The sequence below is a fragment of the Cryobacterium sp. M91 genome, from assembly GCF_002929615.1.
GTDB classification, from domain to species: domain Bacteria; phylum Actinomycetota; class Actinomycetes; order Actinomycetales; family Microbacteriaceae; genus Cryobacterium; species Cryobacterium levicorallinum.
This window is the reverse complement of sequence record NZ_PJJT01000087.1, coordinates 56,441-79,196: the sequence shown is the minus strand read 5'-3', so window position 1 is coordinate 79,196 and position 22,756 is coordinate 56,441. Positions and strand designations below refer to the sequence as shown.

18 protein-coding genes and 1 tRNA gene are annotated in these 22,756 nt (G+C 61.2%); 16 read left to right on the top strand and 3 right to left on the bottom strand.

The annotated features are described in order from the left end of the window. Nucleotides 1-33: 33 nt before the first annotated feature. A complete protein-coding gene (locus CXY80_RS12645; protein ID WP_146070736.1) occupies nucleotides 34-795 on the bottom strand; it encodes an MOSC domain-containing protein in 762 nt (253 codons plus the stop codon). Between the two features lie 81 nt (nucleotides 796-876). On the opposite strand from CXY80_RS12645, the gene CXY80_RS12640 reads away from it, so the two are divergent. From CXY80_RS12640 to CXY80_RS12570, 15 genes are all read left to right on the top strand, one after another. After that, nucleotides 877-1,776: a hypothetical protein gene (locus CXY80_RS12640; RefSeq protein WP_146070735.1), complete on the top strand. Its 900-nt coding sequence runs from the start codon at nucleotides 877-879 to the stop codon at nucleotides 1,774-1,776. Continuing rightward, complete coding sequence (locus CXY80_RS12635) at nucleotides 1,763-2,452, top strand: class F sortase (protein WP_104132726.1); 690 nt, start codon at nucleotides 1,763-1,765, stop codon at nucleotides 2,450-2,452. Before CXY80_RS12640 ends, CXY80_RS12635 begins: the two co-directional genes overlap by 14 nt. A 322-nt stretch (nucleotides 2,453-2,774) precedes the next feature. Then, nucleotides 2,775-2,851: transfer RNA gene (locus CXY80_RS12630), tRNA-Pro, on the top strand. 177 nt (nucleotides 2,852-3,028) lie between these two features. Beyond that, nucleotides 3,029-3,286, top strand: coding sequence for a helix-turn-helix domain-containing protein (locus tag CXY80_RS12625; RefSeq protein WP_233195354.1), 258 nt, complete (start codon nucleotides 3,029-3,031; stop codon nucleotides 3,284-3,286). 6 nt (nucleotides 3,287-3,292) lie between these two features. Beyond that, on the top strand, nucleotides 3,293-4,480 hold the full coding sequence (locus CXY80_RS12620) for a tyrosine-type recombinase/integrase (protein WP_104132725.1): 1,188 nt from the start codon (nucleotides 3,293-3,295) through the stop codon (nucleotides 4,478-4,480). Nucleotides 4,481-5,184: 704 nt separating this feature from the next. Next, the gene (locus CXY80_RS12615) at nucleotides 5,185-6,183 is read left to right on the top strand and encodes an AAA family ATPase (RefSeq protein WP_104132724.1); all 999 of its coding nucleotides are present in this window, start codon (nucleotides 5,185-5,187) and stop codon (nucleotides 6,181-6,183) included. 5 nt (nucleotides 6,184-6,188) lie between these two features. Continuing rightward, entirely contained in the window at nucleotides 6,189-8,756 is a 2,568-nt protein-coding gene (locus tag CXY80_RS12610) for a S8 family peptidase (protein ID WP_104132723.1), read from the top strand. A gap of 611 nt (nucleotides 8,757-9,367) precedes the next feature. Next, nucleotides 9,368-9,943: a hypothetical protein gene (locus CXY80_RS12605; RefSeq protein WP_146070734.1), complete on the top strand. Its 576-nt coding sequence runs from the start codon at nucleotides 9,368-9,370 to the stop codon at nucleotides 9,941-9,943. 23 nt (nucleotides 9,944-9,966) lie between these two features. Continuing rightward, nucleotides 9,967-11,115 (top strand): SPFH domain-containing protein, encoded by a 1,149-nt coding sequence (locus CXY80_RS12600; RefSeq protein WP_104132721.1) that lies wholly within the window; start codon nucleotides 9,967-9,969, stop codon nucleotides 11,113-11,115. A 194-nt stretch (nucleotides 11,116-11,309) separates the two neighbouring features. Next, a complete protein-coding gene (locus tag CXY80_RS12595) occupies nucleotides 11,310-11,795 on the top strand; it encodes a TOPRIM nucleotidyl transferase/hydrolase domain-containing protein (protein WP_146070733.1) in 486 nt (161 codons plus the stop codon). Further along, complete coding sequence (locus tag CXY80_RS20470) at nucleotides 11,796-11,930, top strand: hypothetical protein (protein WP_255411853.1); 135 nt, start codon at nucleotides 11,796-11,798, stop codon at nucleotides 11,928-11,930. 703 nt (nucleotides 11,931-12,633) lie between these two features. Further along, nucleotides 12,634-12,873 (top strand): hypothetical protein, encoded by a 240-nt coding sequence (locus CXY80_RS12590; RefSeq protein ID WP_104132719.1) that lies wholly within the window; start codon nucleotides 12,634-12,636, stop codon nucleotides 12,871-12,873. Nucleotides 12,874-13,109: 236 nt separating this feature from the next. Next, nucleotides 13,110-14,015: a hypothetical protein gene (locus CXY80_RS12585; protein WP_146070732.1), complete on the top strand. Its 906-nt coding sequence runs from the start codon at nucleotides 13,110-13,112 to the stop codon at nucleotides 14,013-14,015. A gap of 407 nt (nucleotides 14,016-14,422) precedes the next feature. Continuing rightward, nucleotides 14,423-14,890, top strand: coding sequence for a hypothetical protein (locus CXY80_RS12575; RefSeq protein ID WP_233195353.1), 468 nt, complete (start codon nucleotides 14,423-14,425; stop codon nucleotides 14,888-14,890). A 100-nt stretch (nucleotides 14,891-14,990) separates the two neighbouring features. After that, nucleotides 14,991-15,458, top strand: a complete 468-nt coding sequence (locus CXY80_RS12570) for an SRPBCC family protein (protein ID WP_104132715.1) — start codon at nucleotides 14,991-14,993, stop codon at nucleotides 15,456-15,458. A gap of 105 nt (nucleotides 15,459-15,563) precedes the next feature. Here the strand turns inward: CXY80_RS12570 and CXY80_RS12565 are convergent, their stop codons facing one another. Then, nucleotides 15,564-17,504 (bottom strand): ABC transporter ATP-binding protein, encoded by a 1,941-nt coding sequence (locus CXY80_RS12565; protein ID WP_104132714.1) that lies wholly within the window; start codon nucleotides 17,502-17,504, stop codon nucleotides 15,564-15,566. 368 nt (nucleotides 17,505-17,872) lie between these two features. On the opposite strand from CXY80_RS12565, the gene CXY80_RS12555 reads away from it, so the two are divergent. Then, the gene (locus tag CXY80_RS12555) at nucleotides 17,873-18,229 is read left to right on the top strand and encodes a hypothetical protein (protein ID WP_104132713.1); all 357 of its coding nucleotides are present in this window, start codon (nucleotides 17,873-17,875) and stop codon (nucleotides 18,227-18,229) included. Between the two features lie 299 nt (nucleotides 18,230-18,528). On the opposite strand, the gene CXY80_RS12550 is transcribed toward CXY80_RS12555, so the two are convergent. After that, complete coding sequence (locus CXY80_RS12550) at nucleotides 18,529-22,587, bottom strand: helix-turn-helix domain-containing protein (protein WP_146070731.1); 4,059 nt, start codon at nucleotides 22,585-22,587, stop codon at nucleotides 18,529-18,531. Between the last annotated feature and the right edge of the window lie 169 nt (nucleotides 22,588-22,756).

Below are 22,756 nucleotides of genomic sequence, written 5' to 3'. Positions count from 1 at the left end.
CCGGCGTCGCAAGGACCTGACCAGCGGGTCTGCTCAGTGGGGTGGCACGACCCGCACGTGGTCGCCGACCGACACGGTTCCCGGACGGATCACCTCGGCATAAACGCCAAACATGATGTCGCTCGCCTGCAGCCGGTAGTTGGCGAGTGTTTTCAACAGGTGGGTGCCGCGAGCGCCGGTGTCGGGGTCGATGTCGATGACCGCGCACCGGGGAATGCCGCCTTTCACGAGGAGCAGGGCTCCCCCGAGCTCGAGTTCGTGGCCAGCCCAGGAGTCTTCGACGTGCGCGTCGGCGTCGCCGGTGTCAATCGTGAAAGTGCCGCGGAATCGGCGCGTATCGACCGCTGTTTGCGATTCGCCGGCCAACCGGGCCAGGGAACTCGACGTGGTGATCGTGACGGAGTCGCCGTACACCACGGATCCCGTGACAGTGCTCCGCGCGAGGGTGACGCTGCGCCCCAGCAGCCGGGAGAATTCAGTGGCCCACGGCCCCTCGATCACCTGCATGGCGGTGAATCGACCCCAGTAGTCCAGGTCGAGATACTCGTCCGTCATTTCGGGTTCCGCCGCAACTCGGCGGCTCTCGAACGCGACGGCTAGCACGCCGTCAGCCCAGCGAGCCTCGCACCTCACCAGAAGCGGATGCTCAACCGTCTTTAGAATGGTGCCGGTGTTTCGATCGACGACGGCGAATTCGCGGTCACCGATGGGACCGTCGACCGCGAGCGAAACGGTCTCACGTGGCTGGTGGCAGCCACCCTTGACGGGAGAAATGCCGATCTCTCGGATTTGCATGATGCTGATCACCCTACCGAAGTACCACACCCTCCCCCGGGACGGGGGCGTGTTAGTCTCAGAATCTACTTGAGGAGCGTTTTGAGTACAGTTACCAACATCCCCGGTCCCACCTACGCAATGTCAATTGGTCGGCCGCTGATGCGCGTGTTCGTGCTCGCCACGGCAATGCTTCTCGCCATCCTGGGCCTGACTTTCGCTCCTTCCGGCGGATCCGCCTCTGCCGCGGAGACGATCGCCCAGTGCAACGGTGTGGCAAACACCGGTGGTTTGGGTCTCAACTGTGAAGTCACCGTCACCAATAACCTTGATGTCGCCACCGGCGTGAAAAGCTCCACGGTTACCGTCACGGAGTGTCACGCGGCCGCGAATACTGCTCCTACCTGCACCACCGCGACCACGTCGTACGACTCGCTCACCACATCGGTGAACCAGTGCAACGATGCAGCGAATGGCGGAGGCTCCAGCGTCGTCTGCAACGTGATGGTGACGAACAACGTGACCGGGTCGACATCCACTGACGTGACCGATGCGACGGTCAATCAATGCAACGGATCCGGTGCGGAAGGCACCGGGCCGACTTTGAATTGCGACCCGTTCCCCGCCAGCACCACCGACGCCACCATAACGCAGTGCAACGGATCAACCAACGGCGGCGGCGCCTCCGACCGGGTCACCTGCACGGTGACCCCATCCACGACCAGCGCGCTTCTGCCGGTGTCGATCAACCAGTGCAACGGCACGGCCAACGGCGGTGGATCCGTCGTCACCTGCACTGCCTCGTTGACAAACAACTCTCTCGCCTCGGCGACGACACCAACACCGATCGCGAAAAACACTTTGCACGATTCTAAGACCGACGGGTTCGTTCCCGCCACCGATGACGGCGGCTCGCCTCTCCTTCTCGGGGTCGGGGCACTGCTGCTGGCCGTGCTAACAGCTGCAGCCATCGGTGCACGCCGCATCAGTGCCCGTCACTAAAAAAGCGCTGCTCGTCGGCGCGGGCGCGCTCGTTTGCGCGATGTCGGTCGGGTGGTTGTTTCTCCATCCGACCGGCTCGAAGTCGATGCCGACCTCCACTATCGCAGCGACGGCCACGCCGACGCCGAAGATTCACCGGGCGGTACCGGCGACGCCCGCTCCGCCCGCGGCGGTACCTGCGGCTGAGGTCACGATCACCGCTGCAGCGCCGCTGCGACTTCGAGTACCCTCCATCGCCCTCGATGGTGCCGTTTCGGAATACACGCAGGCCATGATCGACGAAAACGACGGCTTCGATCCGCCCGAACTCACCACCATCGCCTGGGACACGACCATTGTCGGCGGGACCGCCGGCACAGACTCGACCAACACCGTCTACCTGTATGGGCATTCTGCGGTCGGATCCGCAGTTTTCAATGACCTCAAGGACATGGCACCCGGTGCCGTCGCGAGCATTGACACGGCGAACGGCAGGCTGTGTTACGTCGAGCAGAAGGTGCTTCAGCTGAACAAATCGGAGTACAAGAACAACGACGAGCTCACCAACGCCATCCCCAACCGCCTGGTGCTGGTCAGCTGCTACCGCCCTGTTGACTACAATCCAAACGAGGCGACTGTGCAGAACATCGCTGTCGTCATGCAGTTGGACCAGGCGCAGACCAACGCTGGCTGTTAAAACCGGTCAGGTGGGGAATAAGCCGGCCGCTGGCATCCGCTTACTGGGATGAACGGTCGGGGTGGGCCGAGCGCGGGATAACGATCCAGACCGCAATGACGGCTAAAAGGGTTGCATCGCCGGCAATCAGGCCAGCTTGCAGCGTTGACGACCGCCGTCGACAGTGAGCTTGGGTCATGTCCAGATGCCACGCCGACCGGCAACGTGGCGACGGCATTAGCTGGTGTGGCGGCGACGTGTTCATGGGCCCACTTAGAAAGCGGTAAGCTCTTACAGTTGTCTTCCGCAGGTTTTGCTCGTTGAAATCGCATTGTGAAAGCAGCGGGCTGTGGCGCAGCTTGGTAGCGCACTTGACTGGGGGTCAAGGGGTCGCAGGTTCGAATCCTGTCAGCCCGACCAAAAGTCCCGGAAACTCAAGGGTTTCCGGGACTTTTTAGGTTAAAGATTTGATTAAGTCATCACTACGTCATCACTTTCAGCGTTCCAGAGCCGGTGATTCTGCCTTCTCCTGCGAGTCGCCGACGTCGGTTTCGGTACCTCCCGATTGTTCGGGATTGTCGTGCACACCTTCTGGGCATGAGTATCCACGACGACAAGCCAACCTCCCTTCCCACCGACGGCTGGGGGCTCGAACCCCTGATGGACGTTGCCGAGCTGGCGGCCTACCTGGGCATCCCCATCTCCACGGTCTACGACTGGCGGGTGCACGGGAAAGGCCCCACGGCCTACCGCTTCGGCAAGCACCTGAAGTTTGCCATCTCCGACGTGCGAGCCTGGATCGCCCAGCAGCGCGAGCCCTCCTCCAGCGAGCCCAGGCGCACCGATCGGCGGTGAGCTGAGATGGCCCGGCAGAGGCTCGCGATCGGCACCTTCGGTGACATCAACACCCGCCAGACACCGACCGGCCGGTACGCGGCGCGAACCCGCTACCGGGACTGGGATGGCCACGCGCGCCTGGTGCAAGCCTCCGGTGCCACGGCCAACGCCGCCGAACGGGCGCTGAAGGCCAAGCTCGCCGACCGGGACCTGTTCCAACCCGCCGACACGGCGTTGACGCCCGACAGCCTGTTCAAAGACCTGGTGACGTACTGGCTGGAAGACATCGACCTCGAGGATCGCATCTCCCGGACCACCCGCAACCTGTACGAGCGCAACATGCGCACCCTGGTCTCACCGAGCTTCGACAACTTGGCGCTGCGGGAGATCGGCGTGGCCCGGTGCGACAAATTCATCAAGCAACTCGCGAAGCTCTCTTACAGCCGAGCCAAACAGGCTCGGGTCGTGTTGCGGCTGGCATTGGGGCTGGCCGTGCGGCACGAGGTTCTCCCCCGCAACCCGATGGACCACGTCGCCCGCCTCCACCGCGAGCCGCACGTGCCCAATGCCCTCACCGCCCCAGAGGTGAACGTCATCCGTGCCGCGATCGCGCAATGGGAGAGCGCCGTCAACCATATCTCTGGCCCCAAACCCGATGGCCAGCTCGGCGCGATCATCGAGGTGATGCTCGGCACCTCGGCCCGGATCGGTGAGGTTCTCGCCATCCGACGCCGGGACATTGACATCACCAGTGCCGTGCCCTCCATTCGCCTGGCCGGTACCATCGTCAGTCGCAACGGCGAACTGACCTTCCGGCAAGATCATCCCAAAACCGCGAAGTCCACGCGTGTTGTGGCACTGCCCACATTCACCGCTGACGCCGTGCGCCGGCGGCTTGCCAAATTCGGGAGTCTGGGCCTGGATGGGCTGCTGTTTCAGTCCCGCGACGGCACTCCGTTGACGACCGCGAACGTGCGTCGTCAGTTGCGACAGGTGCTCGAGGGAGCGGGCATCAACGGAGTGACACCGCACATGTTCCGCCGCACGGTCGCCACCGCGGTCAACACCAACGCCAGCATTGAACTCGCCGCGGAGCTGCTTGGCCACACGGACACGAGGATCACCGTGATGCATTACATCCAACGCAACGAGCTGGTGAACCCCGCCACCGCCGCGCTGCTCGACCGCGCGTTTGCGAAAGACGAAAAGTGAACACGGTGCTGCCACGGTGGCAGCACCGCCTGATCTGGGGTTTTTCTGCAAGTTATGCCACAATCTGCCCGACCGCCGCCGCACTTCTTGACCGGGCCTTGGTAAGAGTTGCCGACTGGAATGCGGTGGTGCCACGGTGGCCCCACCGTCTGATCTGGAGTTTTTCTGCATCCCTTGATCGAGGTCAACTCTGCACCGAGTGGGCATGATGTGGAATTGCTTTCAGGTATACACCGACGATTGAGCATGCGCAATCGTTTTTCAGCGATTCTCCCCGCGGCCCTCGATCAGGTTCAGCCGGTGGCGGCCGGCAGGTCGACTCGGGTATGGGGCTGCCGGAATCGCGGACCTCAAACTTGGCGCCGAGGCAAGCGGTTACCGCGAGACGCGTGCCAGGCTGGTCACACACTCGCGGGGAAGTCATATGAGGTGTTATCGACAGGGGGAAGTCAGGCCGCTCGAGAGCTTGCAAGCCGAGCGCGAGGTTGCCGCTGCCTGCGGACGCGGGCGGAGGTTCCTTAATCCTGATCCCACTGGCTTCAGCGAGTGCATCCAATGGCAAAGTTAATGAACGGCTGGAGCGGTGGCACTCGGTTTCGCTCAGACCTGGGCCGCGAGTCATCCAGTACGCCGGCGGAGCGCCGATAGGCTTAGGCTCGTCCGAAGAATTAGGACAAATGACAGCGCACTGAAAGGAGGTCGCGATGGCGACCAATGATCAGCTCAAGGCGCTCGTCAAGAGTCACGCTGACGGCGATGATCCCCAGTTCTACGCGGTTGCCATGCAAGTTGCCGCCAAGGCAGCACGGGCTGGTCAGTCTAGGTTCGCCCAAGAACTGCGCGACCTCGTCGACGATCTTCGAGAGCGCTCCGACGTCCGCGCTCGCGTTGCCTCGATCGTTCCCGTTGTCCAGCCCAAGGGCGAACTTGGAACGCTTCTCAGCGTTAGCTACCCGGACGCACGTCTGGGTGATCTCGTCCTTCCCGACGCACTTGCTGCGAGACTGCGACATGTTCTGCTTGAACAACGACAACGGGACATCTTGTCTAAGCATGGGCTTTTGCCTGCGCGTCGTCTTCTCCTTACTGGTCCCCCTGGTACGGGCAAGACTTCTACGGCGAGAGTAGTCGCCGGAGAATTGGGGCTGCCAATGTTCGCGATCCGACTAGACACGATCCTCACCAAGTTCATGGGGGAAACGGCCGCCAAACTTCGGCTTGTGTTCGATGCTTTGGCCGTAACGCGCGGAGTTTACCTTTTTGACGAAGTGGACGCGCTCGCCGGCGAGAGGGCGGCGCAGAACGACGTCGGAGAAATCAGACGCGTCCTCAATTCGTTCCTCCAATTTCTTGAAGAAGACACATCAGAGAGCATCCTCATTGCGGCGACAAATCATCCGCAGCTACTCGATAATGCGCTCTTTCGCCGATTCGATACCGTTATGGACTTTGCCCTCCCTGATGAAAAGAGCGTCGAAGCTGTCGTCAAGAATCGGCTCGCTTCGTTCCAAATCAATTCACTGAGCTGGCCTCGGGTAATTCCAGCGGCCCGCGGCCTAAGCCACGCGGAGATCGCAACCGCTTCGGAGAACGCGGCCAAGCGCGCCGTCCTCGACGGCCGCAGTCGCATCCGCACCGACGAGCTTGTCGAGGCGCTCACGGAACGTCCCCGTTCGGGCAGCCACCGCGATAAAGCCAACTGACCTTCATGGCTGAACGGGATCGTCCTCATATCGTCGTGCCGACGAAGCCTCAGCAGGAGCCGTTTACTCTTCCGAGCTCCGGTGGAGGAGGGGAACAGTCTGAGTTCGCTGGAGACCGTGGCGGACACGGGCAACGTCTGATCCGTAACTTCCACGAGGCGTGGCCTGCACCTGTCGCTGAACGCGAGACCGACGGCACGTACATAACGTTCGTGTCGTTCCCGGACCTCGAACTTGCGATCGAGAGTCTCGAGGTTCGGCGTAACGGTGACCAGCCCGAGCTCGTCGCCGTAAAAGAAGTCCAACGGTCCGACGGGATTGTCCAAGAAGCCACGGTCTTCATTCCGGACGGAAAGAAGCAGTACTTCCTCGACAAGCTCTCTGCGTATGTTGAGGCAGCTACCCGGGGCGAGAAAAAGAATGCTGCGCTCATTGACGGTATTCAATCGGTACGGCAAGCAACCCTTCGTGAGCTTTGGACTGATCCCGATGACCAGTTCCCCAGGGACTTGACGACTGCTCACTGGTGGGAGGTTTGGCTCCGTAAACGCGACGGGCAAGAACGACACCGTCTGACGGCCTTTGCCAAGAAACACCAACTCAAGACAAGCGAGCACTACCTCGGATTTGGCGACCGAACAGTCGTAATCGTTCAGGCGACGGCCGATCAGCTTGCGCTGCTCTTGGGTACCGTTGATGATTTGGCGGAGCTGCGCAAACCGCACGAGATCTCGAGCTTTTTGCCCGAGCTCTACGCGATCGAGCAACGTGAGTGGGTCGACGACCTCAGACAGCGGGTTGAGTTCGCCCCGGACAATGCGCCGGTCGTCTGTATTCTGGATCGTGGCGTCCAGGCCAGCCATCCGCTCCTGTCGGAATCGCTGGCCGATGATGACTTGCACGCGGCAGATTCCAGTTGGCGCCATGAACCAGTGATTTGGCCACACGGCACCGAAATGGCCGGCCTCGCACTATTCGGAAATCTGCAACTGGCCATCCTCGATTCACATGCCATCCGGCTCCAGCACAGGCTTGAATCAGTGAAGCTGCTGCCAGATCGCGGGGACAATGAACCGGACCTGTACGGAGCAGTTACGGCCCGAGCTGTTGACCGACCGGAAATCGCCTCGGCAGGCCGTAAGCGAGTCTTCATGCTTGCTGTCACCGCCACCGCAGGGAAAATCGTCGGCGCGGACTCTGACGCCGAGGCACAGAATTTCCGTACTTCACACCAATCCGGACGGCCGACGTCATGGTCTGCGACGGTGGACGCTTTGTCCTACGGCCGTGCGATCGACGATTCCGCACCGAAGTTCACCTACCTCGACCGCGACGAGCCGCGCGTCCCACGCTTATTCATCGTTTCGGCCGGCAATATCCGTGACGTACGAGCCGAGGACGATCACCTCGATCGTAGCGACGCCGAAGCCGTTGAGGATCCGGCACAGTCGTGGAATGCGCTCAGCGTGGGCGCCTATTCCGAACTCGACGACATGTCTGGTTCGATCGCAGACTTCGCTAATTACGTCCCAATCTCGGCACGCGGCGAGCTCTCCCCGGCCAGCCGAACATCGGTGTCCTTTGACCGAAAACGATGGCCCTTCAAGCCCGAGGTTGTCGTTAGTGGCGGCAATTTGGCAAGAACTCCGGATGGTACCGGCGTCGATACTCCACCGAATCTAGCGGTTCTTACCACCCGATTTCAAGGCATCGGAGAGGGTTACTTCACGACGACGCGCGACACTTCAGCGGCAACCGCACAAGTGGCAGCGATTGCTGCCGACATCTATGCCGCATATCCGACCCTGAAACCTGAAAGCGTCCGCGCGTTGCTGGTGCACTCGGCTACATGGACCGACGCCATGCAGGCACGATTTGACCCCAGGGCAAATAAGTTTCACTTGGCAAACCTGCTTCGACGGTACGGCATGGGTGTGCCAAGCCTAGAGCGAGCGATTTACAGTGCCGCCGATGCGCTGACCCTCATCGCGGAATCGTCTATCCATCCTTACGAGCGCGAAGGCAATTCCAACGACGGGAAGGTGCGAGAGATGAACCTGCACCAGCTGCCTTGGCCGATTGATCAACTCAACGACCTCGGTGAGACTACTGTCTCAATGCGGGTAACTCTGTCTTACTTCATTGAACCGAACCCGTCCAGCCGGGGTTGGACGGGTAGATACATCTATCCATCCCATGGTCTCCGGTTCGTCACCCGACGGCCCGAAGACAGTACCGATGCTTTCCGACAGAGGATCAATACCCGAGCACGTGTCGGGGACGAAAGGCCGCTGAGTCTGAGCACGGAACAAGGATGGCTTTTCGGAAGCGACCAGCAGAAGTCACCCGGTTCTCTCCACACTGACATCTGGACAGGCACTGCCGCGGACCTCGCGAGCAAGGGAGCCATCGCGGTCTACCCGGTAGCCGGCTGGTGGAAGAACCGACAGCAGTTCGACCAGAGCAGCCAGGGAGTCGACTACTCCCTCATCGTCAGTATCGAATCTCCTGAAGTCGAGGTTGACCTGTGGACTCCGGTTGCGCAGCAGATAGCGAGCGTTATCGAGGTGTGAGCTCGCTGCAGGTCTCGGAGGGACGGCGTGCGGTGCTTTACGTGGCTCGGCAGGCAGTGCCCCGAGCTGCCGGTCAGATAATGACGAGTTTCGGACCTGCGAACATAACCGCTCTTATCGGACCGCCCCGCTGGCTGAGCGGCGTCCAGCCACGGGGCTTTTCGGCGAGCTTGCTCAGCTAGCTGACGCGGTGTTTCATGCGCACGAGTTTTCAGCGGCGATTCCGACTCCGATTCCGACTCCGACTCCGACTCCGATGACGGTGCGCCTTCTCCGGCGAGCGCGAGCCTCCGTCTAGCTAACGTGCTGCGCCTGCGCTGAGCTACCTGGCAATCGAGGCAGTGAAGGTCGTCGGGGTTCTCGGCCGGGCGGAGGACTGGTCGCCCTCGTTCCGAGGAGACATCGCCCACGCTCCTGAAGGGTTGGAACGGCTAATCAAACCCGCGAAGCCATCGCGCACCGTGGCTCCCGGATGTCGCTTCCCGGCGAGATCATCCGCGCTGCACCTGTGGGTGTTTGCGCGGATGCGGATTCGCCCCTGAGTACCCCTAAGATTGGGGAATCGGCAGCGCCGGGGGGATATCGGCAGCGCAAAGGGAAGCAGGGACTGGGTGGCAGCACGATACAACTTGCATCCGAATGAAGTGGTGCTACTCAAGGACGAGAGCGTCATGCATGGCGGCTTTTTGGCGTCATACACGGATGAGTTGATCCTCACCAACCTCAACCTCGTGCTGCTCAAGAAGGGCGTTTTCGGCAACTCCAAGGGCGTCCATACCTTTCCGCTCAACCAGGTCAAGGTCTACAACCAGCAGGCACAGGCGACGATCGGCAAGGCGCCCAACCACTCGGACTTGCTTGAGGTCTACTTCCTGAACGGACAGGAGAAGTTCAGCTTCCAGTCCGGTGGCAAGAAGAAGCTCAACGAATGGATCGCCAAGATCAACCAGGTTGTCACGGGCCAGGACGCCCCCGCGCAGCAGGCTTCGGTCATGGCGCTACCGGGTGCCGAGCTAGTTGCGGGTGTGTTGAAGGACACGCTTAGCGTGTTCAGGTCGAAGTTGGGATCCAAGTCGGGCGCTCCTATGAAGGGTGCGGGCAAGTGCCGTGCCTGCGGCGCGCCGATGACGGGCTACCAGGGTCAGACTGTGACGTGCGAGTACTGTAGCTCGGCTCAGCAGCTGTGAACGTCGACTAGAGGGAGTCACCAGTGGGAATCATTCAGGCCTTCACCGGCGCGCTTGGCGGGGCCCTTGCGGACCAGTGGAGGGACATAATTACCGCTGGCCACTTCAGCGAGTACTCCGTGGTCGCGCCGGGGGTCTATCAGCAGACGAACAACGGGCGCGGGACGAACTTCCGGGGTTCAGCCGACGTCATCTCAAACGGCTCGAAGATCTTCGTCCCCGAGAACACGGCCGCAGTCATCTTCAGCCAAGCCGGCATCGAGGACGTCGTCACTCAACCAGGTGGATACGAGTACCGTGCGGGGCAGCCGAGCGTTTTCAGCGGTGACGGTTTCACAGCATCGATAGTGAATCAGGCGGTTGACCGCTTTCGCTACGGGGGGCAGACCTCGGACCAGAAGTACCTCGCTTTCGTAAACCTGCGCGAGATTCGCGGGATCAAGTTCGGCACGCGCGGGCCGATGGTCTACCACGACCGGTTCTATGGAACCGACTTGGAGCTCCTGGCGTTCGGGACTTTCTCACTTAGGGTGGTCGATGCCGTTGCATTTGTCCGGAACTTCCTGCCTGCGAACACGCGCTCCTACGCGTTCGACCGTGCGGAAGCTCGGCAGCAGATCTCCTCTGAGTTCATGCAGGCGTTCACTGTGGCCGTCAACTCGCTTTCAGCGACCCATCGTGTTTCCGAGTTACCTTCCCAGACAGGGGCCGTCGCCGAGCTGATCGCTGACGACAGTTCTGCTCTCGGCTCATGGATCACTAGGTACGGGCTCGACGTGGTTCAGATTGGTATCGAAAGCATCGCACTCTCGCCCGAGTCGCGTGAGCTGGTCAAGCAGTACTCGGCGAACAAAATGAACCTCTCTGCGTTCGAGGGCATCTCTCAGCGGGCATCGAACGTCGGAGCTCAGCAGAAGGTCGCCCAGGGCGTTCAGGATCATGGGCTCGGAGATGGAGGCGGCATGCTCTTCGGCATGAACTTGGCCCAGGCCATCAGCCCCTTGACTGCCGCTCCTCTCGCGCAGACTGCTGCTGCGCCCATCGAGCAGGCTACGGGCCTGACTATCGACCAACAGATCGAGTTGTTAAAAAAGCTGAAGGACCTGGTCGACGCCGGGGTTTTGTCGCAGGACGAGTTCGACGCGAAAAAGAGGGAGGTCATGGGACTTTGATGACCTGTGAATAAGAGAGCAGAACTGTGCGACGAGGCCAACCGCGGTGATCCACTACAGGATCGGTGCCGGCTTGTATTACGCGATCCTCGGCTAACGCTGGCTGAAAACAATGCCAGAAACGCCAACGCGTAGCCGCGTCTGGAGCAGGGCAGCAGTCCCAGACTTGGAACATCAACTCGACCTGGTCCAACGTGATTCTAAAGGACTTACGTGAAGCACTATTTGCATCGGCGGTGGTCCTCTGCGAGGGACCAGATGATGCCGTTGTTCTAAACGGTGCCAGCCGATTTACCGAGGACTTCAATCTCAATGGAATCTCAGTGGCTTCGGCAGGGGGCAAAACGGACCTCTTCCTAACCCATGCTGTACTCACCGAGGTCGGCATCCCCGTTCTTACCGTTTTCGATAACGACAGCCAAATGAAGGCGCGCTCGATCGAAAAGAAGAAGGCAAAAAACGGCCGTGTACTTGCCCTTTCAGAGGCGGAGATTGCCACCATTGACGAAAGCGTCAAGCGCAACGCTGCGAACGTAAACATCAAGTTCTGCAAGTACTTTGGTGTCGTCGAAGAGGCCTATCCGTTAGGAGAACTTTCAGACGGGCTGTACGCCGTCGCCGACACCTTGGAATCTGCGCTCAAAGCAGACTGGCCCGAGATGCTCACGCAGATGGAGTAAGTGATCAGGTCGGGTGAGGGATCCGCTGCGGGCAAGCACGTGGCCACTTATCAGCTAGCAACGGAGACCTGTTCGGCGGCGCCCGGCGGCCAGGTGGCGGAGATAGTCGCCCTTGCGCTCAAGCTTGTGGTCTAGCCGGACCGGCTCCGTCGGCGTGGGACATGATCGGGTTGGCAGTGACACGCTCGCGTCGGCCGCTCCGCTGGCGGATACGGGCTGGCTCGGGGGTTCGTTCCAACCTCGTGTAGCCCGTGGGTCAATTGCCGAAGTCGCGCGGCAGCCTGGGAAAGAGATCGCCGACTTACTGTGACTGAAACCGGACGCCAATAATCAAAGCGACCATTGAGGAAAACACCCTGGCGGCGAGAGCGGAATGAGCCGGGTTGAGGCGTCCCATCCTCCGGACATATTCCGATCCTTAAAGCGCACTCCGAGCTGAGCTGACTCAACCTTGATCCACAGTTAACCGGCCACAGTTCATAAAGCCGGCAGCTTTGATCGTCGTTATCAGCTTGCGCAGCAAACACCATCCCGCACGCCCCACTGGAAGCCCCCAATTGAATTGCCACGCCTCTTGCAGATCGAGGGCCCGGCTGTTTCGTCGGTGACGAAACGGTGCAGCCTGGCGCTCCTCCTGAGTATGAGCGACCTGCAGAGATTCAACATCCGACGAACGACCTCGACCCAGTGCGTCCCGTGTGGCGCGGCGCTGCCGCCGGCCGCGGGCACCGGACGACCGCGCGTCTTTTGTGGACCCGGCTGCCGCAAAGCAGCGTACGACGACAGACGGGCTCGTAAACCGGAGGCATTTCACGTGCGAATTGTTGACCGTACTGTCGTGAAGACGGTCGAGATGATTCGGACCCTCGATGAAGGGCACGACATCACCGAGTGCGTCCGACAGGTCTGCGGATCACCCCGGGCGATTGCGAATGTCCTCGTCGCTCTGAATGGGTTGGTCCGCTCGGACACATTGCTGCTGGACAACAAGTGGGCTCCCGCACTGCGTTTGATCGTCGACTTGAACCGCGCCATTCAGAATGCTGCTGAGCGCGCAAGCCGGCGCCGTCGAGGCTGAGATCGTCGCGGGACTGGACCACGGAAAGGATCAAAATTCAGGCTCGCGGCATCTTGCCGGATTCCGTCTAGAGAAAATACCCACTAGTAGTTTTAGTGAAATTACTCACTAGAAAAAATATGAGGATCACAGTGCCGGCTTCGACGATTTCTGAATCTGACGCAGTTGACCTGCTCATCGCGGCCGGTTTCGACATGTCCGTGCATTCCGACCAGCGTCGGGGCGTTGGCCTTCTTGTGAGCCGCGACGGCGAAACCGTCGCCGTGCAAGTGAAGCTGCGGCAAAAGACGATCTATGAATGGGACGCCCTGCATTTGCTTGAGAATGCCCACGAGCGTGTCTTGGTCGTCGTGCCCGTCGCAAGCCGCGGCCTCATCGACGCCGCGAAGCGCGATCGGCGGTTGGGCGTTGTATCGCTCAGGGATCGACTCCTTGTCTGGGACCGCGAGGAGATTCACTCGCCAGACGCGATCGTGGCGGCGCATGCGTCAGAGGCCGTGCCTGGTCGTCGACGCAACCCGTGGGGTCGCTGGGCAATCATGCGTGCGTACCTCCTCGACGGGGAGCCTCGATCCCAAGTCGAGCTGGCGAAGGAAGCCGGCGTGACGCAGTCTGCGATGTTCAAGCCAAACAGCGCGCTCAGCGGTCTTATTGTCAGATCGGCTTCTGGTTGGAGGGCGACAGATCGCTTAGCGCTCTGGGATATGTTCATGGCTGAGTACGCGGGCCCGGGCGGGATCACAACACACTGGTACGGGCTGGATGCTGTCACTGACCAGTCGAATGCGGTTGTGGCCGCCGGCGCATCCGCTGGAGTGCAGGTTTTAGTCTCTGGAGATTCCGCAGCTGACCAGTTGGCGCCGTGGCGGGTGCCCACGCGTGCTGTCATCTACGCCACGTCGGGGATCGCCCTGAGCAAGCTTGGCTTCGCGCAGACCACTAAGGCGCGTGCCACGCTCACGTTTACCGTTCCGGCCGACCAAACGATTTGGGCAACCGCAGCCTCGTGTTCGCAACGAACCACCACGCCGACCGTCGATCCGGTCATCGCGGCGTGGGATGTCAGGCGGACGGGTGGCCCGGACGCGGATGAGGCTGTTCAACGGATCCGTGATTTCGTGCTTGCACGAGGAGGATCTTGATGATGCGACGCTCGGTGGAGACGGTTGCGACCTCCAATACCGACGACGCCGCCTACCGGGCGTTGGAGGACGTGGTTCGCATCACCGAGCACCTCGAGGATGTCCGGGTCGGCGGCCACATGGCCAGCTTGCTGCTGACCGCCTTCCCCGTCGCGGGAGCCATCATCCGGCGAACAATATGGCTAGATGAGTCGATCGAACCGGCCGCAGTCCCAAGTGGCGTAGGGGTGTGTTGTCGGATAGCGTCGCATTTACTTCGCGGTTCGCGGGCTTGTCCATCTGTGGATGTGCGCACGCGCAAGCACTTCCATGGCTACGGTTGTAACGAGCACAGTGATTGAGAGCGCGTGATGACGTACAGCGTAATTCGAGTTCGCGCGACGCCTAGTGCCTCGCGCTCAGGGCACATGGGTGGCGTGCTCGTGGTTGCTGGTATCGCGGTGGCCGCGTGGATCTCTTTCGGCCGCCACCTCTTCGGGATCGGTGGCGACCTCACCATCATCTACGCGGCGACGCTGGGTGTGATTTTTGCCGCCTTGCTGGTGATCACGGGGCTCGCGGTACGACGCACGGCACGTCGAGGGTTCGAAACTCGCGCGATAACATACGCGTTTTTCCTTGCATCAGGCGTTATCGGACTCTTGTTGGGACTCACGCTTCCAGATTCAACACCTCGCGGTTTGCAGACAATCATCAGCGGACCCACACAGCCTGCGTTGGATATCGCTATCGGTATCGCGAACCCCCTGGGCGTTATCGGAATCGCGACCGCGATCATTGCGCTCGTGCTTTCGATTCGCGATTCGCGCGGGCGAATCACGCTTGTTGAGTCATGGGGCGACGAGGATGATGGCGCCCTTGTCGACCCCGCGTAGCGGCAATTCGTTGCATCGACGCCGCTCCCGAAAGGCCCACGTGCAGCGCGTCAGGGCGGAAACATTGTCTAAGAGACAGCCCCCACCTAGGCTGAGCAGTATGACGGTCGAACAGGTTGAGCAAGGGCCTCGCCAAGTCGCGCGCACTTTTGAGGTGCCGGCTTCGGCCGAAGACGTCTTCGCGTTGGTGGCTGATCCGCACCGTCACGGTGAGCTGGACGGCTCGGGCACCGTCGGCGGTACGGTGTCGGGGCCGCGGCGGCTCACCCAGGGCGCGAAATTCTCGGTAGCGATGAAGCAGTTCGGCGTCCCGTATCGCATCACCAGCACGGTGACGCGCATCGAAGACGGTCGGCTTGTAGAGTGGCGTCACCCCGCGGGACACCGGTGGCGCTGGGAACTCACGCCGCTCACGCCCACGTCTACGCGCGTTACTGAGACGTTTGACTACAGCACCGTCCCAGCCGTTCAGGGAAAGGTTTACGAGCTGCTCGGCTTTCCTCGGCAGAACGCCGCCGGCATCGAAGCCACCCTTCGCCAACTCACGTCGCGCTCCGCCCGCGCTTGACGTGAGGCCACCGGGCCGGAGTCGGTTACGCGGCCGTGATTACCAGCGCCCGGGCGGTGACAGTCACGGCTCCCACCCGGCAAGTGCCCCGCGCATTGCAGGGGGTCAGCTCGATGCGCGCAGTGTGCCGGAGCCGCTTAGCGCTTCCGCATCCGCATCCGCATCCGCATCCGCCGCAACATTCTTCTGTACGGCGAACTGGGTCCGGTGCAATTCCTCGTATCGTCCACCTACAGCCAGCAGTTCCTCGTGCGTACCTCGCTCCACGATCGAGCCGTCCTCAACCACGAGGATCAGGTCCGCGCTGCGGATGGTGGAGAGGCGGTGTGCGATCACCATCGCTGTCCGTCCCTTGAGCGCCTCGCTGAGCGCCGCCTGCACGGCGGCCTCAGACGTCGAGTCCAGCGCCGCCGTCGCCTCGTCGAGGATAACGACGCGCGGCTGGGCGAGCAGGAGCCTCGCGATGGTCATCCGCTGGCGCTCACCCCCGGACAATCGGTAGCCACGCTCGCCCACCATGGTGTTCAGCTGGTCGGGCAGGGACCGAATGAGAGGCTCGAGCCGCGCACGGCGGACGGCGTCCCACACCTCATCGTCGGACGCTTCCGGCCTCGCGAGGCGCAGATTGGAGAGGATGGTCTCGTGGAACAGGTGGCCGTCTTGCGTCACCATGCCCAGGGTGTGCCGCATGGAGGCGAACGTGACATCGCGGACATCCGTTCCCGCGAGGCGCACGGCGCCGCTGTCGACGTCGTACAGGCGCGAGAGGAGCTGCGCGATCGTGGATTTGCCGGCACCGGACGAACCAACGAGGGCAACGGTCTGACCCGGCTCGATCCTGAAGGACACGCCGTGCAGCACCTCCTCGCCGCCGCGGGTGTCCAATGTGGAAACCTCCTCGAGAGACGCGAGAGATACCTTGTCTGCGGACGGGTAGGCGAAGCGCACGTTGTCGAACTCGACGGACACCGGGCCTTCGGGCACGGCGACGGCATCGGGCTTCTCCTTGATGAGCGGGTCAAGGTCGAGCACCTCGAAGACGCGCTCGAAGCTGACCACCGCGCTCATGATCTCCACCCGTGCGTTTGCGAGGCCGGTGAGCGGCGCGTAGAGGCGGGTGAGGAGAAGCGCCAGGGTGACCACGTCTCCGGTATTGAGCTGACCGGCTAGTGCGAGGGCGCCGCCGAGCCCGTACACGAGCGCGAGGGCGAGAGCGGAGACGAGCATCAGTGCGGTGTAGAAGACGAACTGCAGCATTGCGGCGCGCACCCCGATGTCGCGGACACGGGCGGCGCGGACGCGGAACTCCTCGGCCTCCTCGTCGGGCCGGCCGAACAGCTTGACGAGGGTGGCGCCGGGCGCTGAGAAGCGCTCGGTCATCTGCGTGCTCATGGCGGAATTGTGATCGGCGGCCTCGCGGCGGAGCGCGGCGAGGCGGCTCCCCATGCGGCGGGCGGGTACCAGGAAGATGGGGAGCATGATCACGGCGAGAACCGTCACGAGCCAGGACGTGCTGAGCATGACGATCAGGGTGAGGATCAGCGCCACGACGTTCGTGACCACGCCGGACAGCGTGCCGCTGAAGGCCTGCTGAGCGCCGATCACATCGTTGTTGAGGCGGCTCACGAGCGCGCCCGTTCGTGTGCGGGTGAAGAACGCGATCGGCATCTTCTGCACGTGATTGAAGACGGAGGTACGGAGGTCCAAAATCACGCCTTCGCCGATCCTCGCCGAGTACCAGCGCGTCACGAGTGACACGGCGGCGTCGGCCACTGCCACGAGCGCGATGACGACGGCGAGCCACACAATCGTGCTGACCGCGCCCTGGGCGACGATGACGTCGACCACCTGGCCGGCGAGTACCGGCGTCGCGACCGCGAGGAAAGCTCCCACGGTGGAGAGGGTGATGAAGATCAGCAGCTTGGACCGGTAGGGCACCGCGAACGTCATGATCCGCCTCACGGACTCACGGGAGAAGCCGTGCTTGCCGTCCCTGGCACGCGAGATCTTGTGCAGCGAGCTCCAGGCCGCGCCTTCCATGCTCATGGTGGTTCCTTTCGCTCGTACTAGGACAAGTTTAGATAACGTGTTGCCCGAGCTCGGTGTTCTCTCCAGTGGCGGCGAACCAGGGCTTCTTTCATGAAACGGCTCGGCCGGCAACGAGCGCGTGGGCGGGGTTTGCAACTCGGCTGCCGAGGCGATGCGCGGTGCGCCGGTCAGCGTCATGGACCGCGTCAGGGCCGCGGTCATTCCACGACTGTGCGCCCGCCAAAAGCGGTTCACAAGGTCATCATTTACCCATCACATTCATCACTAAATGACCCAAAATGATGACGTACAATTGGAAGCAGCGAACCGCCCGGTTCCCTGTAAACACAAGGGAATCCGCGGGTTTTCGGGAACTAGCCCTACGGATGAAATATCAGGTCAAAGGCCAGTTCCGCACTTTGCAGGGCTGGCCTTTTCTGCTTCTATCGGTCGATTACACCAACGGTCACGCCCACCAGCTTTCGGTTCAGGGCAATATGACCAGCACCGCCCTGAGCAAGCTTGGCTTCGCGCAAACCACTGCTGCGCGTGCCACGCTCACGTTTACCGTGCCGGCCGACCAAACGATTTGGGCAACAGCAGCCTCGTGTTCACAACAAACCACCACGCCGACCGTCGATCCGGTCATCGCGGCGTGGGATGTCAGGCGGACGGGTTGCCCGGACGCGGATGAGGCTGCTCAACGGATCCGTGATTTCGTGCTGGCACGAGGAGGATCTTGATGATCCGACGCTCGGTGGAGACGGTCGCGACCTCCAATGCCTACGACAGATCCGCGCTAGTAATCGACGGAAGGAAATTCCTCCGAGTAGAACGGGGGTCTCGATGAGCGATGCCATCATAGGGTTTCGGGCCATCACAATGTGGTAGACCAGTTACGGGACACGCCCTAGCTGCGTTCGCCGAGAATGCGGGTTCGGCTGATCCGAATTGACAGCCATCTTCTATGACTCTCTAAAGTCGTATGCCGACAGCGCACGTCAAGCATCGCCATCGTGGACGGACTTGCAACCGGTTGTATTCACCAGCGCCGACGCTCGTAAAGCTGTGCGTCGCGTGCGCGCTCGGAATTCATTCGCGAGCGAGCATATTCTGCCACTGTCACGTAGAACTCGTGCAACGGGGTCCCGGCGGGAAGTTTGTCCGCGAGTGCTTCTGCCCCTCTAATCAGCGCTAGCTCTTCGGGGTTGTCTACTCCGACTTTGCGGGATCCCCACCCGTACGCGGCCGCCCTGTGGAGCGCTTGAATGATCCGTTCGGCGAGTTCCAAGTTGAGCGCTTGGGCGATCGTCAATGCCTGCTCTACGAACTGTGGCTCGCTAAGCACGAGTGTGCGTTCGGCTTGTCCAAGGAGGCTGGCGGCGAGATCAACTTCTCTGTCGGTTCCACTTCTCATCAGGCTCAGGATTAGCGTTAGCACTTCTTCATCGAACCTGCCCACAATCTGCTTGAAAAGAGCAGTTCCGTGCATTACGCGCTGCCATGAACCGGGTTGCGTGAGCCACTCCGCGAGATCACTTAACACCGCGCCGAAATCTGAGCTAGCACGGAAGTTGAGACGGTCGTCCCAATCGAAAGGAATCGCTTCGTAGTCACGTCCTTCGGTCTCGGACCGCGTGATGCGCGATTGTAGAAAGCGGAGCACCGAGAACGCGTCGATTGTGATCTGCTCGTTGAGCAGTCGTCCGAAGGCGTATGAAGCGAGTCTCGGCGTAACAGCGAATCGGCGGAGAAGTTCTTGCCGGTCGGCGGATTGCAGAGCTGTCCAATCTACGATCCGTCCATCTGCGAGCAGTTCAGCGACATCCTCAGCCACTTCCGGGCTGGATTCGACTTGCGATTGCTCGATGACTTCGAGTGCGAGCCCGCGTTCTGTCTGGTCCCACCATCGCGCGGCAGTGAGCAGCCGCTCACTAACGCGTGCATTGTCGAGTTGACAGAGCTCGCGTATGACGGAGCGCGCGGTAGGAGTGAGCGTGCCGTTAATCGCAATCGTCGCAGAAGCCACTACTGCGGCGCCGTCCGGGCCTAGGGCGATGAGGGTTGCCGCTGTATCCACTGCGGCCGGGTCTTCGTGAGCGACGAGCGTAATCAGCGCGACCCGTTGGACCATCATTTCGGGTTCGTCTCCGAGACAGATCGACGAAAGCGCAAATCTTGCTAGACCCGGGCGAGCGTCGAAAAGCCCAATGAGGAGGCGGTCGGCTGCCTCGACACGCCCCGTGGTGTGGCTCTCTCTGCGCATCAGAGCCAACAGGTGATCGACTAGTTCTTGGTCCGTGCCGCCCTTAGACCACGCTGATATCACGCGTTGGATAGTTTGTTTGGCGATAGCTTGGGAGCGCTCGTAGCGGCTCACCGCGACCTCTGCGGCGTTCTTCTCATAGGAGTCGTTGTCCTCGTCATTGTCGAGCCCCCATCCGCCACCTCGGATGAGTTTGGTCGCAAGATAGTCATTGTCTATCGCAACATCACGTCGAAGTTCGCGCACAAACGCGCGTCGATCCCCTCGCCCATAGGTGGCATACCAATTAAGTGCGCGAAATGCGGAGAGCCTTACTGTCGGCGATACTTCAATATTCGAGAACGCGGCCCGAAGCGCACGAGAGACTCGCTCAAACTCTTCGGTCACCGGGTCGTCGCGATCCTGTGCGCGCAAGGCTTCCTCGAGCACGCCGACAGCGCTGATAGCTGCTCTGAGGTCGGCGTCCTCGATGTGCCTGATGGCCAACTCGATGGCCATACTGCGAACGTCGGCGGTATTATCCAGGTTTACGTTCATTCGCGTGATCTGAAGAGTCATTTGCTTCGACCGTGTCACGGTGATTTCACGTGCCAAGGCGGGCTTCAGCAGAGAGATGATCGTCCCTCTGGCCGCTGCAAGCGATTCGTCAGCAAGCCACGAGCCGAGGGCCGCAACAAACGCACGGTTGTAGGCAAGGGGTTTGTCGGGGCTGTATTCCCCCATCTCGCGAAGCAGCCGGAGGGAGTGCGATGGATTCTGGTTCTCTGGGCGGGCGTCGGTTAGACCAATGCTGAGGAGCAATCGCATGCCGCGGGACATCTGGTCGAGGCTGTAGCAGGCATTCCGAATGAGCTGGGAAAGTGAGCGCTCGGTGTCGTGCGCAGTTCGAAACCTCTCGCCTCCCCAAAGGCCACTCAAGGGATCACGTTCGTCGGCAGCGGGATTGTTGATGATCTGTTCTGCCAGATCGAGTGCCGGACCTGGATGCACGGCCGCGACTGCTTCAACACCGTTTGCCATCGTTACTCGTTCTGAGTTCGGAAGGAGGAGTGCAGAGTCGATCAGCGAGGTCCAAAGCACCTCGGCGAGATGGGAATCAGAAATAGTGCGTCGATGGAAATCGATCATGCTAACGCTGCGAATTGCGTTTGCGAGGGCGTTGCCGTGGACCGTCTGGGCGACGTGGTCGGCGAACTTGTTGTCGGCGCCAGACCTGCTTACGAGGGCGCGCTCGAGCAAAGCTTCACCGAGCAGATCAGGCACTACGCGCACGGACTGTCCGCGTCGCAGGACTACTCCAAGGTCCTCTAGAACGTCGATCGTCTGCATCAGTTCATGGGGTGCCAGGCCGCTGAGCCCGGTAAGAGCCTCGAGGAAGTCAGGCTCCTCGAGGCGCGCCGGCTGCACGGTCGCGATCGCGACGAGTGATGCATTGCGGACGGCATCCCCTGGGCCGGCGACAATGACGTCGGCGAAGTGCGTGAGGATATGGCTTTTCAGTTCTGCATTGGAAGTGAGCTCATGAGTTGACAGGTTGCCGGCGCGAACAAGATGGGCGCCGAGAACGATGAGCAGTGGGCAGTCGTAGCCGATGGCCGCGAGCACTTCTGTGATGGATTCGTCGGAATCGTCGTCGAGTGCTGTCCGTGCGAGATCCTCGGCGGCCTCAGACGCGAGGTCACCTACTTCCACGGTGATCTTCTCCGCGTCTGCCTGGGCGAGTCCGAGGCTAGCCTGCATAGCTTCGGCCGCGTTGGGGCGAATAGAGAGAACCACTGTGGCGTCTGGGCGTGCCTGCCGAACGCCGGCTACCACTGCGTTGAAATGTGCGTCGGGATCCATGGCATCATCGATCACCACGATGGGTGCACCCGTCGGCAAGAGTTCATACGAGTCAGGAGCGATGCCCCCCTTTGCTGCGAATCTTACTTCCCGTGCTGTCTCGGCTCTCGCCATCTCAACGAGCAATCGACTCTTACCTATTCCGCCCCGGCCGACCACGAGGACGAGCGGCTGGTGCTCGCTCACGAGTTGCTCGAGCCGTGCGAACTCCTCATCCCGCCCCGTCAGCTCGAAGTCGCGGTCGTAGGCGAGTCGACCTGCGAGCGAAATGTCGAAGTCGGCTACTTCTTGCCAGGGCGATGGATCACGCACCCCGAGGAAGTCCTCCCGCAGACGCGGAAAGTAAGCGTTGATCAGGCGGAGTTGGCGATCCATTGGAAGGTCCCGCACCCTCGACGCCAAATCCTCTCCGTCCCAAAGTTCCCATCCGTCATGCTTGCCCGTTTCGATGCGCGCGTTCGGAGTTGCGGTCGGGCGGCTGAGTGCCAAGATGGCCGAGCTGATGTTGGCTTTTGGGAGAACAGCGGCTACGGCTTCCCGTACGTCGCTCGGCCCGAAGGTCTGCTCGTGCTTACATTGCACGCCGATGCGGCTCTTGCCATCGTCCGCGAAAACGTCGACTCCGTACTGCTTGAAACCCGTTGAACCATTGCGGGTGACCTGCCAGGACGGGTGCAGCCCTCGTATTAGATCTCGGACGAAAGCTTCGAATGCCTCATCACTCAGCTGCTCGAAGGGCAGCAGTCGCAGTCGTGGTTGGCCAGCCGGCGCCAATGGATCGTCGTAAGATCCGGCAGATCGCAACGCTGCCGCATCAAGCCCAAGGAACTCCGCGAGAAGTGCAAGCTGATTCGGTCGCGGCCGAGACATCCCACGCTCCCAAGTACTGACTGCCTGTTGCCCGAGGTCGAGATGCTTCGCGACGGCCGATTGATCCAAACCCTTAGCTTGGCGACCAGCCTTCAGTAGAGCGGCGAGCGCAGGATATTTCATGATACCGATGCTACACGCACTGATTACGTATACGTATTTGCTGCGTGCGAACACTTAATAAAATTCTAACTAGACCTAGAGCCGTCGGCTCGACTGTCGCCGCAATAGAGGTAGCGGATCGTGATCACAGCAGCCTTGCCGTGTGCTTGGATGCCCATCATTTTCCCAT